Origin of the sequence: Pseudonocardia sp. MH-G8 (assembly GCF_002262885.1) — a bacterium.
Lineage (GTDB): Bacteria > Actinomycetota > Actinomycetes > Mycobacteriales > Pseudonocardiaceae > Pseudonocardia.
Window position 1 is genome coordinate 482,030 of the sequence record NZ_NKYF01000003.1, and the last position, 16,361, is coordinate 498,390.

Annotated in this window: 12 protein-coding genes and 2 tRNA genes; 1 reads left to right on the forward strand and 13 read right to left on the reverse strand. The window is 71.0% G+C overall.

Annotation, left to right across the window (positions count from 1 at the left end; all coding sequences use genetic code 11):
• Positions 1-27 precede the first annotated feature (27 nt).
• Complete coding sequence (locus CFP66_RS11745; RefSeq protein WP_094922954.1) at positions 28-552, reverse strand: redoxin domain-containing protein; 525 nt, start codon at positions 550-552, stop codon at positions 28-30.
• A gap of 50 nt (positions 553-602) precedes the next feature.
• Entirely contained in the window at positions 603-1,121 is a 519-nt protein-coding gene (locus CFP66_RS11750; RefSeq protein WP_094922956.1) for a MauE/DoxX family redox-associated membrane protein, read from the reverse strand.
• Positions 1,122-2,777: 1,656 nt separating this feature from the next.
• On the opposite strand from CFP66_RS11750, the gene lepB reads away from it, so the two are divergent.
• Positions 2,778-3,236, forward strand: coding sequence for a signal peptidase I (gene lepB / locus CFP66_RS11765; RefSeq protein WP_094922962.1), 459 nt, complete (start codon positions 2,778-2,780; stop codon positions 3,234-3,236).
• Positions 3,237-3,317: 81 nt separating this feature from the next.
• On the opposite strand, the gene CFP66_RS11770 is transcribed toward lepB, so the two are convergent.
• The 11 genes from CFP66_RS11770 to dnaA form a co-directional block, all read right to left on the reverse strand.
• Positions 3,318-3,393: transfer RNA gene (locus tag CFP66_RS11770), tRNA-Ala, on the reverse strand.
• Positions 3,394-3,441: 48 nt separating this feature from the next.
• A complete protein-coding gene (locus CFP66_RS49130) occupies positions 3,442-3,552 on the reverse strand; it encodes a DLW-39 family protein (protein ID WP_211366403.1) in 111 nt (36 codons plus the stop codon).
• A gap of 50 nt (positions 3,553-3,602) precedes the next feature.
• Positions 3,603-3,676, reverse strand: a tRNA-Ile gene (locus CFP66_RS11775).
• Between the two features lie 62 nt (positions 3,677-3,738).
• Entirely contained in the window at positions 3,739-4,758 is a 1,020-nt protein-coding gene (locus tag CFP66_RS11780; RefSeq protein WP_369805015.1) for a DUF3566 domain-containing protein, read from the reverse strand.
• A gap of 49 nt (positions 4,759-4,807) precedes the next feature.
• Positions 4,808-7,309 (reverse strand): DNA gyrase subunit A, encoded by a 2,502-nt coding sequence (gyrA, locus tag CFP66_RS11785; protein WP_198961381.1) that lies wholly within the window; start codon positions 7,307-7,309, stop codon positions 4,808-4,810.
• Positions 7,310-7,347: 38 nt separating this feature from the next.
• Positions 7,348-9,327: a DNA topoisomerase (ATP-hydrolyzing) subunit B gene (gene gyrB / locus CFP66_RS11790; RefSeq protein ID WP_094922965.1), complete on the reverse strand. Its 1,980-nt coding sequence runs from the start codon at positions 9,325-9,327 to the stop codon at positions 7,348-7,350.
• Positions 9,328-9,599: 272 nt separating this feature from the next.
• A complete protein-coding gene (locus CFP66_RS11795) occupies positions 9,600-10,121 on the reverse strand; it encodes a DciA family protein (RefSeq protein WP_094922967.1) in 522 nt (173 codons plus the stop codon).
• A gap of 153 nt (positions 10,122-10,274) precedes the next feature.
• Positions 10,275-11,405 carry a DNA replication/repair protein RecF gene (gene recF / locus CFP66_RS11800; protein ID WP_094922968.1) on the reverse strand — a complete coding sequence of 377 codons (1,131 nt, stop codon included), beginning with the start codon at positions 11,403-11,405 and terminating at the stop codon, positions 10,275-10,277.
• A gap of 9 nt (positions 11,406-11,414) precedes the next feature.
• A complete protein-coding gene (gene gnd, locus CFP66_RS11805) occupies positions 11,415-12,362 on the reverse strand; it encodes a phosphogluconate dehydrogenase (NAD(+)-dependent, decarboxylating) (RefSeq protein ID WP_094922970.1) in 948 nt (315 codons plus the stop codon).
• 56 nt (positions 12,363-12,418) lie between these two features.
• A complete protein-coding gene (gene dnaN / locus CFP66_RS11810; protein ID WP_094922971.1) occupies positions 12,419-13,579 on the reverse strand; it encodes a DNA polymerase III subunit beta in 1,161 nt (386 codons plus the stop codon).
• An 839-nt stretch (positions 13,580-14,418) separates the two neighbouring features.
• Positions 14,419-16,062, reverse strand: a complete 1,644-nt coding sequence (gene dnaA, locus CFP66_RS11815) for a chromosomal replication initiator protein DnaA (protein WP_094922973.1) — start codon at positions 16,060-16,062, stop codon at positions 14,419-14,421.
• Between the last annotated feature and the right edge of the window lie 299 nt (positions 16,063-16,361).

The following is a 16,361-nucleotide window of genomic DNA, read 5'->3' on the forward strand; positions in this document are numbered from 1 at the left end:
CCGACATCTGATCGGATCGACAGCGGGTTACTTTGCAACCAACTCTTTGGCCTCCGCGGTCGAAAGGACCGCCGACATCACCATGTCGCCCTCGACGACGAAGAACGAAGGGAAGGTGTCGACCTCGAATCCGGACCCGATCGAACCGCCGGAATCCGGCTCCCGCACCACGGGCACCGACTCCAGCACGCTCAGCAACTCGTCACCGCCCTCGCCCGACACCACAGCGAACCCCGACGTCCCGGACGCCACCGCGGCCGCGAACTCCGGCGCCTGCTCCAGGCACCCCGGGCAGGTGGTCGAGAAGAACCCGATCACCCCGGGCTTGTCACCGAGGAACCCCGCATCCACCGTCCGGCCATCCACCGTCTCCGCGGTGAACGAGGGCACCCTCGAACCGGCGGCCAACCCGCCCGGCGCAGCGTAGGCCGGCCCGAGGGCGGCGAACTTCCGCTCGTGCGCGGCGAGCCGCCGCACCATCGCACCCGTCAACAGCAGGTTGGCGACCACCAGGAGCCCCAGCACCACCAGGGCGACCACGACCAGTTCCACGGGAACACTCCTCCAACGAGTCAAGGGCAGCGGCAACGGCCGCGCGGTACTCAGCCGGCCTGGGGAGCGACGACCTCGACCAGATCGTCGAAGTTGGCGACGGCGGCGAGCAGTGCAGCGGCGAGCACACCTGTGATCACGAACGATCCGATCGAGGGTGCCACCGCCTGGTAGGTGTCCGCGAGGACGGCACCAGCGGTCGCGATCACCGCGAGCACGATGTTGCGCGCGACGTGCGCGCCCCGCAACGGCGCCCCGACCGCACCGAAGCAGCGGCAGCGTGGGCGTCGGCCACGCCGCAGGGTCAGCCCGATGACAGCCGCGAATCCGAGCAGCAGCACCGCACCCAGCGCCAGACCCACCACCGCGGTGGCAGGCAGCAGCGCGAGCGGGACGACGGCCACCTCGGCGGCGGTCACCACCGCCGCGACCGGAACACGCACCCGCGCCGGCACGTGGAAGTCGGCCAATGACCGCGCGAACTCCGACTGCTCCCGCACCTTGCCGTACGCCGACAACGCGAACACACCAGCCGTGACGAACTGGCCCGTCAGCAGCAGGTAGATCACGTGTCGTCGCTCCGGATGGCCTCAGGCCCCGCAGCGCGAGACGGCTATCAACGGGTCAGCACCGTAGCCAATGGTGATCGGCGGTCACAAGATCGCCAGCTATGACGAAGCTCTCACAGGTGGGCCTGTTGCCGAACCGGTCACGGCCCGCGCCGCGGACGCTGCGTCGATCACGGCCCACGGTGGTCGGTCGATCGCCGACCACGACCGTCCGCCCATGGTCGACGCTGCTGGTCGGGACGCGGCGCGCGGTGATCGATCCGATCAGCACCTGGGTGCGGGTGCTGCGACGGTGGCGTACTCGTCGGAGCGATCATCACGGCCAGGTGATCGATCCGATCAGTACCTGGCGGCGGTCGCTGCGACGTGGCGTACTCGTCGGAGCGATCAGGGCCGGTGATCGGTCCGATCAGTACCTGAGGGCGGGCGCGGCGACGGTGGTGTACTTGTCGGGGTGATCAGGGCCGGTGATCGGTCCGAGAAGTGCGCGGGTGCTGTCGCGGCGACGTCAGGTGCTTCTCGCAGCGATCACCATCGGGCATCCGACGCCCGAGCCGGCCGCACGCTCGATCTGTCGCCCTCGCACCATTCCGCTGATCATGGCCACCTCGCGTTCCGGAACGTGCCCGTTGCATGATCAATGAGACGTGAGCGGGGTCTGCTGGAGATCCAACTCCGCTGAGGTCGCGCTCGTGGCGCATCCTGCGGACGTGGCCGTCCAGGTTCCGTGCCCGTTGCATGACCACGTAGACGTGAGGGGGTTGGAGGAAGATCCAACCCCGCTCACCTCTACGTCGTCGTGGAATCTCCAGTGGGCGCGCCGTTCCCGGCTCGCGACCACTGCCCCACACCCCGGCCCTGGTCTTCCGCGTAGTCGGCCGGGTTCCCCTGCTCCTGCCTGTCGGCGGGGTGGCCGGGTTGGCAGAACTGCCGAATATCCGGGCTGGGTGGGCGGCCGTCCCCGGCGCGGGCCCAGGCCTGTTGGGGACGAGCCCGCCGCTGCTGGGTGCTCGCGCGCCTTGCGGTGGTCCCGATCCACCGCCTCACGATGATCATCGGTGCCGGTTCGAGGCATGGCCACCCCCATGATCGGCGGGATCGGACATGGGCTGCAGGGGGAGCTTGTTGCCGGATGGGTCAGGCCCGCAGCGCGGGCGCTGCTCGATCACGGGCAGATGGTGGTTGGTCGATCTTCGGCCACGACCGTCCGCCCGTGTTCGACGCTGCCGGTCGGGCGCGGTGCGCGGTGATCGGTCTGATCAGCACCTGGTTGCGGGTGCTGCGACGGTGGCGTACTTGTCGGGGTGATCAGGGCCGGGTGATCGATCCGAGCAGTACCTGGGTGCGGGCCCGGCGACGGTGGCGTACTTGTCGGAGCGATCAGGGCCGGGTGATCGGTCCGAGCAGTGCGTGGGTGCTGCCGCGGCGACGTCAGGTACTTCTCGCAGCGATCAGGGCCGGGTGATCGGTCCGAGCAGTGCGTGGGTGCTGCCGCGGCGACGTCAGGTACTTCTCGTAGCGATCACCATCGCGCGGCCGCAGGCCCCGATCCGGCAACACGCTCAGGTGGCGCTGCCACCGCGCCACGAGCGGTGTCCACGGTCGTCGCACCGAACAGCCGCGGCCAGAGATCCCTGGACGGGTTAAGATCCGCTCATGCTGGCCGATCCGCAGTCCGCGCGGACACGGTTGGTCGGGCGCCTCCTGCGGATCATCCGGGTGCAGGGCGACAGCATGGTCCCCGCGCTGCACGACGGCGATCGCCTGCTCGCGGTCCGTCCGGGCCCGTGGCGGCCGCTGCGACCGGGTGTGATCGTCGTCGGGCGGGTACCGGCGGTCGCGGGCGGCGACGGATCGGCGCTGTTCATCAAGCGGGTGCTGGCACTACCCGGCGAGATCGCCCGGGTCCCGCTGGACCGGCTGAGCGCCGTCCAGCGCTCGAACGACTACCGGTTCGGCGCGACGATCGACGGCCCGGACGCGACGTGGCCGGTCCCGGCCGGGCACGTGTTCGTCAAGGGCGACGCCCGCGACAGCGCCGACTCCGTCAGCTGGGGCGCGATCCCGCGCGGCGACCTCGTCGGCGTGGTCGTGGCGCGGTTGCCCTCCTCCTGAGCGTTGCCGATCCCAGGAAAGGACGCCCCGATCGCCGGCGCGGGGCGGCAACGGCACCAGGGCCGCGAGATCACTCGGCTGTGGTGGAGACGAGGGGAATCGAACCCCTAACCCCCGCCTTGCAAAGGCGGTGCTCTGCCAATTGAGCTACGTCCCCATGCTGAGCGGGGACGTTACCCGCTCAGCGCGGGCGCTGCGGCCCGGTTCAGCTGTTGGTGGCCTCGTGCCACAGGTCGGTCTCGCGCGAGGCACGCACCTTGGAGAAGATGAAGGCGCCAGCAGCGAGGGCAACGGCAACGGCCAGAAGCTTCTTCACGTCAGATCACGTCCTGCCTGTCCCGGAGGGATGGAGTGCAGCTCGGAGAGTGGGCCCAGCTGGATTTGAACCAGCGACCTCGTCGTTATCAGCGACGCGCTCTAACCAACTGAGCTATGGGCCCCTGCGGCGGAGACGAGGCTACCCCAGCGCCTCCGACCGCTTCCAACCGGATCCCCCCTCGCGTCAGTCCCGCTCGGAGAGGGTGACTTCGATGCCGCCGACGAGGTCGGCCGACACGTTGTAGACGAACGCGCCCACCGTGACGGCCACCGCGAACAGCAGACTGTTGATCGCCCCGATCACCGCGGCGAAGCCGAACACCCGCCCGGCGCTGATCAGCGGGCTGCCGGTGGGGGTGTCGCCGGAGACCAGGTCGGCGTAGGTGCCGTTGAGCCGATCCCACACACCCATGCCGTCGAGGGCGCCGTAGAGCACCCCGACCGCCACCAGCCAGATGAAGAACAGCACGACGGCCAGCACGAGCCCCAGCTTCAGCGCCGACCACGGGTCGAACCGCTTGAGCTGCAACGTGGCCTGCCGCGGCGGGCGGTTGCGCACCGACCGCACGGACGACCAGCTCCCGCCCTCGGCCGACGTGCCGCCCTCCGCGCGGGTGTTGTCGTCCTGATGGGACGGCGGTTCGAGGAAGGCGGTCGGGCCCTCGTCGAGCAGTCCGCCCCCGCTCGGTGGCGGTTCCGCAGCGACCTGCTGCGTCGGCTGCTCCGTGGTGTCGCGTCCCGCCATCCGGTGCCACGGCGGCGGTGCCGCCGCCTCCGGCCCCGGCCCGGGAACCGGCCCCGGGGCCGGTTCCGGCTCGGGCGCGCGCGGCCCCGGTGAGGGACGGGCTCCCGCGGCCTCCGGTGCTGCCGCGGCTGCCTCCGTCGGAGGCAGCCGCAACTGCGTGGTGGGCGCATCCGACCCGGTCGGGTCGGCCACCGTGGCGGCCGCCGGATCGCCCGCGGGGATCCCGGTGGAGGCCGCCGTGGGCCCGCCGGTGTGACCGGCCCCCGGATCCGCCGCCTGGTCGGCCGCCGGTGCGGCGCCGCCGTCGGTCTGCGCCGACCCGTTGGTCACCGCGGCCCCGTGGGGATCCGCGGACGTGCCCTGCGCGCCGGCGGCCTGCTGCGGGATCGCGGCCTGCTCACCGGTGGCCACGCGCCCGCGGCCGTCCGGCTCGTCGGGTGTGCTCGTCGTGTCGTTCACGAGGTGAACGTCTCCTCGGGGGCCTCGTGGGGTGGGAGGGCTCGCGCGATCAGCTCAGCTCCGGGTCGTCCGCGTCGTCGTCCTCCGCGTTGCGGGCGACCGCGAGCAGCGTGGCTCCGTCACCGAGGTTCATCAGGCGAACCCCCTTCGTCTGCCGGCCGGCCTTGCGGACCTCGCGGGCCGATGTGCGGATCACCCCGCCGCTCGAGGTGATCGCGTACAGCTCGTCGTCCATCCCGACGATGAGCGCGCCGACCAGAGTGCCACGACGACGGTCGTACTGGAGGGTCAGAACACCCTTTCCGCCACGACCCTGTACCGGATAGTCCTCGATCGGGGTGCGCTTGGCGTATCCACCGGCCGTTGCGACCAGAACGAACGTGTCGGAACGCACCACGGCGAGGGCCAGCAGCCGGTCGCCCGAGTTGAACCGCATCCCCAGGACGCCCGAGGTGGCGCGGCCCATCGGCCGCAACGCCGCGTCGCTCGCGGCGAACCGGATGGACTGCCCCTCCGCCGACACCAGCAGCAGGTCGTCGTCGGCGGAGCAGAGCACCGCGCCGACGAGCTCGTCGTCCTCGCGCAGGTTGATGCCGATCAGGCCGCCCGAGCGGTTGGAGTCGAAGTCGGTGAGCCGCGACTTCTTCACCAGACCGGTTCTCGTCGCGAGGACGAGATACGGCGCGGCCTGGTAGTCCTTGATCTGCATGACCTGGGCGATCTGCTCGTCCGGCTGGAACGCCAGCAGGTTCGCCACGTGCTGCCCGCGAGCGCTGCGGTTGGCCTCGGGCAGCTCGTAGGCCTTGAGCCGGTAGACCCGGCCCTTGTTCGTGAAGAACAACATCCAGTCGTGCGTGGAGCACACGAAGAAGTGGGCGACGATGTCGTCCTGCTTCAGCTGCGCGCCCTGCACGCCCTTCCCGCCGCGCTTCTGCGCCCGGTACAGGTCGGTCTTCGTGCGCTTCGCGTAGCCGGTCTGGGTGATCGTCACGACGACGTCCTCGACGGCGATCAGATCCTCGTTCGTGACGTCGCCCTCGTCGGCCACGATGACGGTGCGCCGCTCGTCGCCGTGCTTCTCGACGATCTCGGTGAGCTCGTCGCGCACGATGGTGCGCTGCCGCTCCGGCCGGGCGAGGATGTCCTCGAGGTCGGCGATGGTGCGCTCGATCTCGGCCAGCTCGTCGATGATCTTCTGGCGCTCCAGCGCGGCGAGCCGCCGCAGCTGCATGTCCAGGATGGCCTGCGCCTGGATCTCGTCGACGTCGAGCAGCTCGATCAGGCCCTGCCGCGCGATGTCGACCGTCTCCGACCGGCGGATCAGCGCGATGACCTCGTCGAGCGCGTCGAGCGCCTTGACGTAGCCACGCAGGATGTGGGCCCGCTCCTCGGCCTTGCGCAGCCGGTAGCGGGTGCGCCGGACGATGACCTCGATCTGGTGCCGGACGTAGTTGCGGACCACCTGGTCGAGCCGAAGCGTGCGCGGCACGCCGTCGACGATGGTCAGCATGTTGACGCCGAAGCCCTGCTGCAGCTGGGTGTGCTTGTAGAGGTTGTTCAGCACGACCTTGGCGACGGCGTCACGCTTGAGCGTGATGACGATGCGCATGCCGACGCGGTCCGAGGACTCGTCGTTGATCTCGGCGATGCCCGACAGCTTGCCGTCGCGGTGCTGCTGCGCGATCGACTCGATGAGGTTGTCCGGGTTGACCTGGTAGGGCAGCTCGGTGACCACCAGAGTGGCGCGCCCCTTGGCGTCCTCCTCGACCTCGACGACAGCGCGCATCCGCACCGAGCCGCGGCCGGTGCGGTAGGCCTGCTCGATGCCGTCGCGACCGACGATCAGGCCGGCCGTCGGGAAGTCGGGACCCTTGATGCGCGCCATCAGCGCGGTGAGGAGCTCGTCGTCGGTGGCTTCCCAGTTGTCCAGTGCCCAGACGACGCCCTCGCCGACCTCGCGCAGGTTGTGCGGCGGGATGTTGGTGGCCATGCCGACGGCGATGCCGACGCTGCCGTTGATGAGCAGGTTGGGCACCCGCGACGGCAGGACCAGCGGCTCCTGCGTCTTGCCGTCGTAGTTGTCGGCGAATTCGACGGTGTCCTCGTCGATGTCCTGCAGCATCGCCATCGCGAGCGGGGTCAGCCGGCACTCCGTGTACCTCATGGCGGCAGCCGGGTCGTTGCCGCGCGAGCCGAAGTTGCCCTGCCCGTCGATCAGCGGGTAGCGCTGCGACCACGGCTGTGCGAGGCGCACCAGCGCGTCGTAGATCGCCGAGTCGCCGTGCGGGTGGTAGTTCCCCATCACCTCGCCGACCACGCGCGCGCACTTGACGTAGCTGCGGTCGGGGCGGAAGCCGTTCTCCCCCATCGAGTACAGGACGCGCCGGTGCACCGGCTTGAGCCCGTCCTCGACCAGCGGCAACGCGCGGCCGACGATCACGCTCATCGCGTACTCGATGTAGGAGCGCTGCATCTCCTGCTGGATGTCGACCGGTTCCGTCCGGTCGCCCTCTCCAGGCGGCGGCAACGTGGGGTCCAGGATGTCGGTCATGGTCCTTCTCTGCTCGTGCGGCTAAGGGACGGTCCGGACTAGACGTCCAGGAACCGCACGTCCTTGGCGTTGCGCGTGATGAACGACCGGCGCGACTCGACGTCCTCGCCCATCAGGATCGAGAACAGCTCGTCGGCGGTGGCGGCGTCGTCGAGGGTGACCTGCAGCAGCAACCGGTGGGCCGGGTCCATCGTGGTCTCCCACAGCTCCTTGGCGTTCATCTCGCCGAGGCCCTTGTAGCGCTGGATGCCTTCGTCCTTCGGCAGCTTCTTGCCCGCGGCCCGGCCTGCCTCGATGAGACCGTCCCGCTCGCGGTCGGTGTAGGCGAACTCCGGAACGGCCCCGCGACCGCCCCACTTGATCTTGTAGAGCGGCGGCTGCGCGAGGAACACGTGCCCTGCCTCGACCAGGGGCCGCATGAAGCGGAACAGCAGCGTGAGCAGGAGGGTGCGGATGTGCTGGCCGTCGACGTCGGCGTCGGCCATCAGCACGATCTTGTGGTACCGCAGCTTCGACAGGTCGAACTCGTCGTGGATGCCGGTGCCCAGCGCCGTGATGATCGCCTGGACCTCGGTGTTCTTCAGCACCCGGTCGAGCCGGGCCTTCTCGACGTTGATGATCTTGCCGCGGATCGGGAGGATCGCCTGGTACATCGAGTCGCGCCCGGACTTCGCGGAGCCGCCCGCGGAATCGCCCTCCACGATGTAGACCTCGGACTTGCTCGGGTCCGTGGACCGGCAGTCGGCGAGCTTGCCGGGCAGGCCGCCGATGTCGCCCGCGCTCTTGCGCCGCACCAGCTCGCGCGCCTTGCGCGCCGCCATCCGGGCCTGCGCCGACTGCACCGCCTTGTTGACGATGGTGCGCGCCTCGGTGGGGTTGCGCTCGAACCAGTCGGCGAGCCACTCGTTGCTGATGCGCTGCACGAACGACTTGACCTCGGTGTTGCCGAGCTTGGTCTTGGTCTGGCCCTCGAACTGGGGCTCCTTGACCTTCACCGAGATGATGGCGGCGAGACCCTCGCGGATGTCGTCGCCCGAGAGCGCCGCATCCTTCTCCTTGAGCAGCTTCTTCTCGCGCGCGTACCGGTTGACGGTGGTGGTGAGCGCCGAGCGGAAGCCCTCCTCGTGGGTGCCGCCCTCGTGGGTGTTGATCGTGTTGGCGAACGTGTAGACCGACTCGGTGTAGCCGGAGTTCCACTGCATCGCCACCTCGAGCGCGTGGCCGGGGCCCTCACCGGTGAACGAGACGAGCTTCTTGTGGATCGGGTCCTTGCTCTTGTTCAGGTGTGCGACGAAGTCCTCGAGCCCGTTGGGGTAGCAGAAGGTGTACTCCTTGACCTTCGCCACGTAACCCTCGGCGTCGGGCTCCTCCGACTCGCCGCTGTCGCCGTTGCGCTCGTCGCGCAGCACCATCGTGAGGCCCTTGTTGAGAAAGGCCATCTCCTGCAGCCGGCGGCGGATCGTCTCGATGTTGTAGGTGGTCTCCTCGAAGATGTCGTGGTCCACCCAGTACGTGACGGTGCTGCCGGTCTTCGTCGTGGGCTCGCCCTTGCGCAGCGGGCCCGGCACCGAGCGCGCGTAGTGCTGGCGCCACACGAACCCGTCGGTGTGGATCTCGACGTCGAGCGCGGTGGACAACGCGTTGACCACCGAGACGCCGACGCCGTGCAAGCCGCCGGAGACGGCGTAGGAATCGCTGTCGAACTTGCCGCCGGCGTGCAGCATCGTGAGCACCATCTCGACGGCGGGACGCTTCTCCACCGGGTGCATGCCCACCGGGATGCCGCGACCGTCGTCGACCACCCGCACGCCACCGTCGTCCTGCAGCGTGACCTCGACGCGCGTGGCGTGGCCGGCCATCGCCTCGTCGACGGCGTTGTCCACGACCTCCCAGATCAGGTGGTGCAGGCCCCGCTCGCCGGTGGACCCGATGTACATGCCGGGCCGCTTGCGGACCGCCTCGAGCCCCTCGAGGACGGTGATGGACGACGCGCTGTAAGCGTTCTTCTTCTCCGGCACGGGCAGCCTGTCTCCTCGCCACACACGACGGCCCGTGGCGGGCCACGCAAGCGCGCCCCCGCGTCAGAGCCTCTAGACCGGGCGGTCGGGGAGCGCCCGGGAACACGGCTCCATCATACCGGGGGCCTCCCACAGAAACGCGGCTAGGACACCCCCAGAATCGCCGCAGGCAGCCGATCGGGAACCGGGACGGGTCCGCGAGGCTGCCACGGGGCGGTGGACGGGCTACGGCCGCATCACGTCGCCCTGATTCGGCGCAGGGCGCGCGGACATCAGCCGTAGGTGTCCCGGGGCCCGCGACCGCGTACGTGCCGCGGACCGTGCCGCCAGCTCGGTCCCGACGGCGCGACCACGCGGATCCGCCGCACCACGTCCCGCCCGACGGCCCCCGCGAGCCGGCCCAGCAGCTGACGCTGCAACGTGCGCAGCTGCGTGGCCCACGCCGTCGACTCGGCCTGCAGGACGAGCTCGCCGTCACGCAACGACAGCGGCGTGCAGTGATCGGCGATCTCGGCCCCCACCAGCTGAGGCCAGCGACCGAGGACGGTGGCGTCGGTGAGACGGGGCGACCAGCCGCGATCCAGTGCCACACGCGAGACCAGCCGTCCGAACGGCTGGGGGTCGCGGTCGTCGGGCCCCGCGCCCGACCACCGCCGCCGGCGGCCGCGCGACTTCACCGGCTTGCGTCCCTGCATCTCCGCGGTGCGCTTCGCGGCCCGCTCCGCGGAGGCCTCCCGGGCGGCCCGCAGCGCCTCGCGGGCAAGGTCCGCACCGCTCCCGCGATCAACGGTCATCCCCGATCCATCCCCAAGGTTGGGGACAGGTGCCCCCGAATCGTGTGCGCTGGACGGTTTTCGAGGCGCGGCGGACGGTCGTTTCTGCTCGTCATCACCAGCACGGCCAGAGTTATCCACAGTATCCACACCTTTGTCCCCAGGTGGTCGAGATCACAGCCGGCCTCCTGACGTGGCCTCTTGCGCAAGCCGCTCGACACACCCTCCGCTCACCGCGAACCGCACCCCGTGGAGGCCCTCGGGAACGTCCTCCGCGACCGCGGCAGTGATCAACACCTGCTCGGCGCGGCGGGCCACCTCGGCGAGGGCACTGCGGCGTCGTGTGTCCAGCTCGGCGAACACGTCGTCGAGCACCAGGACCGGCTCGACGTCGTCGGCGCACAGGAGCAGGTAGGACGCGAGCCGCAGCGCGAGTGCGAACGCCCACGACTCGCCGTGGCTCGCGTACCCCTTCGCCGGCCCCTCCCCCAACCGCAGGTCGAGGTCGTCGCGGTGCGGACCGACCAGGCACACCCCGCGCTCCACCTCCTGCCGGCGCACGCGCGCCAGCGCGTCCAGCAGCAGGGGCTCCAGCTCGCTCGCCGAGGGCGGCAGCTCGCCCTCGAGGCTCGAGCGGTAGCCGACCGCGATCGCGTCCGAGGTCGGGGCGACCTCGGCGAACGCGTCCACGGCGAGCGGCGCGATCCCGGCGACGAGTTCCAGCCGGCCTGCGAGCAGCGCGGCACCGTGGCGGGCGAGGTGGCCGTCCCAGACGTCGAGGGTGCGCAGGTCGCCACCGCCCCGTGCGGTCTTGAGAAGGGCCGAGCGCTGCCGCAGCACCCGGTCGTAGTCCGAACGCACGGCAGCGAAGCGCGGGAAGCGCAACACCAGCAGGTCGTCGAGGAAGCGGCGCCGCTCCCCCGGATCGCCGCGGACGAGCGCGAGGTCCTCCGGCGCGAACAGGACCGTGCGCAGGATCCCCAGCACCTCCCGCGGCTTGGCGGGCGCGCGGTTCACCCGCGCCCGGTTCGCACGCCCGGCCGCGATCTCCATCTCGACGGCCAGCTCACGGCCGTGGTGCACCACCACGCCGCGGACCACGGCCCGCTCCGCGCCGCGCCGGACCAGCGGCGCGTCCGTGGCGACGCGGTGCGAACCGAGGGTGGCCAGGTACCCCGCCGCCTCCACCAGGTTGGTCTTGCCCACACCGTTCGGCCCGACCAGGACGGTGACGCCGGGCTCCAGGTCGAGCTCGGCGCTCTCCCACGAGCGGAAGTCGGTGACGGCGAGGCGGCGCAGGTACACGGGCGGGCACTAGTCCTGGGTGGTGCCGGTGCCCGAGGTCGGGCCGGCGTGCTCGCCGGGGGTGCCGGCCGGGCCGGCCGAGGAGCGCACCGCGTGCCCGCCGAACTGCTGGCGCAGCGCCGCGACCGCCCGCATCGCGGGCGAGCTGTCCTGGCGCGAGGCGAACCGGGCGAACAGCGCGGCGGAGATCACCGGCAGCGGCACGGCGTGCTGGATGGCCTCTTCGATCGTCCAACGGCCCTCGCCGGAATCCTCGACGTAGTCGTCGAGCGCGGCGAGCCCCGCGTCCTCCTTCAACGCCACGACCAGCAGGTCCAGCAGCCACGAGCGCACCACCGTGCCCCGCGACCAGGCCTGCAGCACGCCCGGGACGTCGGTGATCAGCTCGGCTGCGGAGAGCAGCTCGAAGCCCTCCGCGTAGGCCTGCATCAGGCCGTACTCGATGCCGTTGTGGACCATCTTCGAGAAGTGGCCCGCGCCCACCGGCCCGGCGTGTGCGAACCCCTCCTCGCGCGGTCCCTCCGGGCGCAACGCGTCGAAGACGGGCATGGCGCGCTCGACGTGCTCCGCCGCACCACCGGCCATCAGGCCGTAGCCGTTGGCCTTGCCCCAGATGCCGCCCGAGACCCCGACGTCGAGGTACCCGATCCCCTTGCCGTCGAGCAGCGCGGCGTTCGGGGCGTCGTCGGTGTAGCGCGAGTTGCCCCCGTCGATGACGAGGTCGCCGGAGTCGAGCACGTCGGCGAGTTGGCGGACGGTGCTGCGCGTCGGTTCCCCGGACGGGACCATCACCCACACCACGCGCGGCGCCGTGAGCGCCTGCGCGAGGGCCGCCAGCGACTCGACGTCGCTCACGTCGGGGCGGGGGTCGTACCCGACGACCTCATGGCCTGCGGCCCGCAGCCGGTCGCGCATGTTGCCGCCCATCCGGCCCAGCCCGATGAGTCCCAGTTGCACGGTTGTCTCTCCTGGAGTCGTGTCTGTCGACGGGGAGCGAGGCCCGTGCGCGCCGCCTAACCAGGCAGTCGGACGGGCATCAGCAGGTGCAGGTAACCCGGCACCGGCTCCGCAGTCTCCTCCGTGGCCTCGTCCTCCGCAGGGGGGGCCGGCACGGGTCGCGCCAACGCGGGACGGTTGGGGGTGGTGAACGTCAGCTGGGCGCGATCGGTGTGCAGGGCGCCGAGGCCGTCGAGCAGGTAGCCGGGGTTGAACGCGATCGTCAGCGGTGCGCCGTCGAGCTCGCAGGGGAGCTCCTCCTCGGCGCTGCCGACGTCGTCGCCGCCGGCGGCGAGGCGCAGCCCGTCGGCGGCGAACTCCAGCCGCACCTGGGCGACCCGGTCGGTGACCAGCGCCACGCGCTTGATCGCCTCGACGAGCGGGGCGACCTCGACGACGGCGGCGCTCGTGTGATCGGCCGGGATCAGCTGGCGGAAGCGCGGGAACTCCGCGTCGAGCAGGCGGGTGGTGGCCCGACGGCCGGCCCCGGTGACGCCGAGCATCCCGTCACCCGCGGAGAGCGCGAGCTCCACGGTGCCGGCCCCTGCGAGCGTCTTGGCGACCTCGGCGAGCGTGCGGGCCGGGATCAGCACGGCGCTCGACTGCGCGGCGTCCTCGGGCGTCCAGTCCAGCTCGCGCACCGCGAGCCGGAACCGGTCGGTGGCGGCGAGCGTGAGGCGCTCCCCCTCGATCTCCAGCCGGATGCCGGTGAGCATCGGCAGCGTGTCGTCCCGGCCGGCGGCGACGGCGACCTGCGCGACGGCGGCGGCGAGCTCCCCGGCCGCCACGGTGCCGGCGAGCTGCGGCATGGACGGCAGCTGCGGGTAGTCCTCGACCGGCATCGTCGGGAGGCTGAACCGGCTGTTGCCGCAGTTGATCGTGGCGCGGGAGCCGTCCACGACGAGGTCGACCGGCTTCGACGGGAGCGCCTTCGTGATGTCGGCCAGCAGCCTGCCCGACACCAGGACGCGCCCCGGGTCACCGATCGTCGCGTCGAGCTCGACGCGCGCCGAGGTCTCGTAGTCGAAGCCGGAAACCGTGAGGCGGTCGCCGTCCGGTCCTCCGGTGGCCTCGATGAGGACACCGCCCAGGACCGGGACCGGGGGCCGGGCCGGGAGGCTGCGGGCCACCCAGGCGGCCGCGTCGGCCAGGACGTCGCGTTCGACCCGGAACTTCATGGCGGGGACCTCTCGCGCTGACGGTGGGGACGGCGGCGCCGCCGGCTTCGTGGCCGGCGGTGTCGTGACGGTGCGTGCGCCCGGCCGCCGTGCTGGCTGTGCCGGGACGACCCGGGCCGGGAGGCACCACCGTAGAGCCTCTCGGCCACGGGTGTCATCCCGGCCAGGGGGTACCCGATCCGGGAGTCACGTCCGAGAACCATCCACCCCCCTTCTTTCTTCTTTGAGATCTCTAGAGAGAACTCCAGCAGTAGTAACAGGGCCTGTGTGCAGTGTGGATGGGTGCTGTTCCGGCAGGTCAGAGGCCGTGTCGAGGTGTGGAGCAGTCGGTGGGCGCAGCGGTGGGGGGATCGTCGTCCCGGTGGATGGAGCCCGAGCAGGCCGACCTGTCCCCGTGTTGAACACCGGTTGTCCACGGACTGCACACGATCCGTCCACCGGCCTCGCGGCGCCCATCCACAGAGTTGTCCCCAGATGTGGGTGAAGAGTGGTCGAGTGGGGACGGAGGGCGACCGGATTCCGGCCCTCGATCCGCTCCGGAGCAACCCAAGGTGCTCTCTCCCCGCACACGGGTGACGACTTCTGGTGACCGGTTGTGGTGACGGCGCGGTACGGCCCGTGCACGCGGAGCGATCGGCGCGGCCGTTCCGGTGCGGGTGTCGCCGAACGGCGGGAGCGGTGCGTTCGGAGCCCCGGCCGCGGGCGGGCATGCGTTGTCCCGGTGGCCCGGGACAGGCCGCCACCCGCCCCCAGACCGTCGGGAGTGGGACGTCAGCTGCCCGGGGGAGCCGGTGCCGGTGCGGTCACGGCAGAAGCGACCTGACGGACCGAGCTGACGGTCAGTGGCGCGCGCGCTGCTTGATGCGCGCCGTGAGCTCCTGGACCTGTTCGAAGGTCTTGCGCCGCTGGGCGATCTCGTTGCGGATCTTCTTGTCCGCGTGCATGACCGTGGTGTGGTCGCGACCGCCGAAGGTCTGCCCGATGCGCGGGAGCGACAGGTCGGTGAGCTCGCGGCACAGATACATGGCGATCTGGCGCGGCTGGGCGTGCGCCTTCGACTTCCCCGGCCCGCACAGCTCGTCCATCGTGACGCCGAAGAACTCGGCGGTGACGGCCATGATCGTCGGGGCGGTGATCTCGGACGCGGCCGAATCGGGGATGAGGTCGCGCAGCACGATCTCGGCGAGCTGCGTGTCGACCGGCTGGCGGTTCAGCGACGCGAACGCCGTGACGCGGATGAGCGCGCCCTCGAGCTCACGGATGTTGCGCTCGATGCGCTCGGCGATGAACTCCAGCACGTCGCCGGGAACCGCGAGCCGGTCCTGTGCGGCCTTCTTGCGCAGGATCGCGATGCGGGTCTCGAGCTCCGGGGGCTGGATGTCGGTGATGAGGCCCCACTCGAACCGCGTGCGCATGCGGTCCTCGAGGGTCTCGAGGCGCTTCGGCGGCCGGTCGGAGGAGACGACGATCTGCTTGTTCGCGTTGTGCAGGGTGTTGAAGGTGTGGAAGAACTCCTCCTGGGTGCCTTCCTTGCCCTCCAGGAACTGGATGTCGTCCACCAGCAGCACGTCGACGTCGCGGTAGCGGCGCTGGAACGCCACCTTGCGGTCGTCGCGCAGGGAGTTGATGAAGTCGTTCGTGAACTCCTCGGTGGAGACGTACCGCACGCGCATGCCGGGGAAGAGCCGCTGGGCGTAGTGCCCGACTGCGTGCAGCAGGTGCGTCTTGCCCAGCCCGGAGTCGCCCCAGATGAACAGCGGGTTGTACGCGCGCGCCGGCGCCTCGGCCACCGCGACGGCCGCGGCGTGGCTGAAGCGGTTGGACGCACCGATGACGAAGGTGTCGAAGAGGTACTTCTCGTTCAGCCGTGTCTGCGAGCGCGGCGTGACCTGCTCGCCCGCCGGTGGTCCGGAGTAGGTGGGCCAGACCTCGGGGCCGCGACCGGAGCCTCCGCCGTTGGTGTGCGGCGGCGTGGTCTCGGTGACGGTCGTGAGCGGGCCCGTGCTCGGCAGCGGGCTGCCGTCCGTGGCGGCGGACCGGCCGTCCGCGGCGGACCGGCCGTCGGTGCCGGGATCGCCGGGAGTCGGGCCCCGGTCGGACTCGTGGTCGTGTGCCGGGTGCGGGACCACCCCGACAGCGGGCGCCGCGCCGCGAGGCAATGTGCCCGGCGGGTCGGGGACCTCGGTGCCACCGGACGCAGCAGAGGCGTCGACGACGACGGCGAGGTTGACCGTGACCCCCAGGTGCCGGCCGAGCGCGTCGCTGATCGGGCGCCGCAGGATCCGCTCGATGGCGTCCTTGGCGAACTCGCTCGGCGCCGCCAGCAGCGCGGTGCCGTCGATCAGGCCGAGGGGCCGGGTGAGCCGGAGGAACGCGCGCTGCTGCGGGGAGAGCGACTGGGCGCCCGGTGCCGCCGTGGCGCCGGAGAGGTCGGCGATGACGCGGTTCCAGACCTGACCCAGGTCTCCTGGTTGGTCGGCCACCGGTCTGCGCTCCCCTCCCGGTCGTCGCGCGCTGGACGGATCGGACCCGGACGGGCCGATCATCCCCAGACTTGTCCACACCTGTGCGCAAGACGGTACGCGGGCACGCAGCGTCGACACGTGCGGGCCCGGTGCAGCCGTGGATGTTCCGGCGATCCCCCGGGATCGCGCTGTGGAGGGGGGACGCTAACAAGCACGCGGCCCTGTCACAAGCCGGGGACATCCCGCGATCGGGCATCGGGATGATCGAGGCCCCGGTGGGTGTATGACCTGGTTTGACCCCCTCTTCGCGGCTTGCG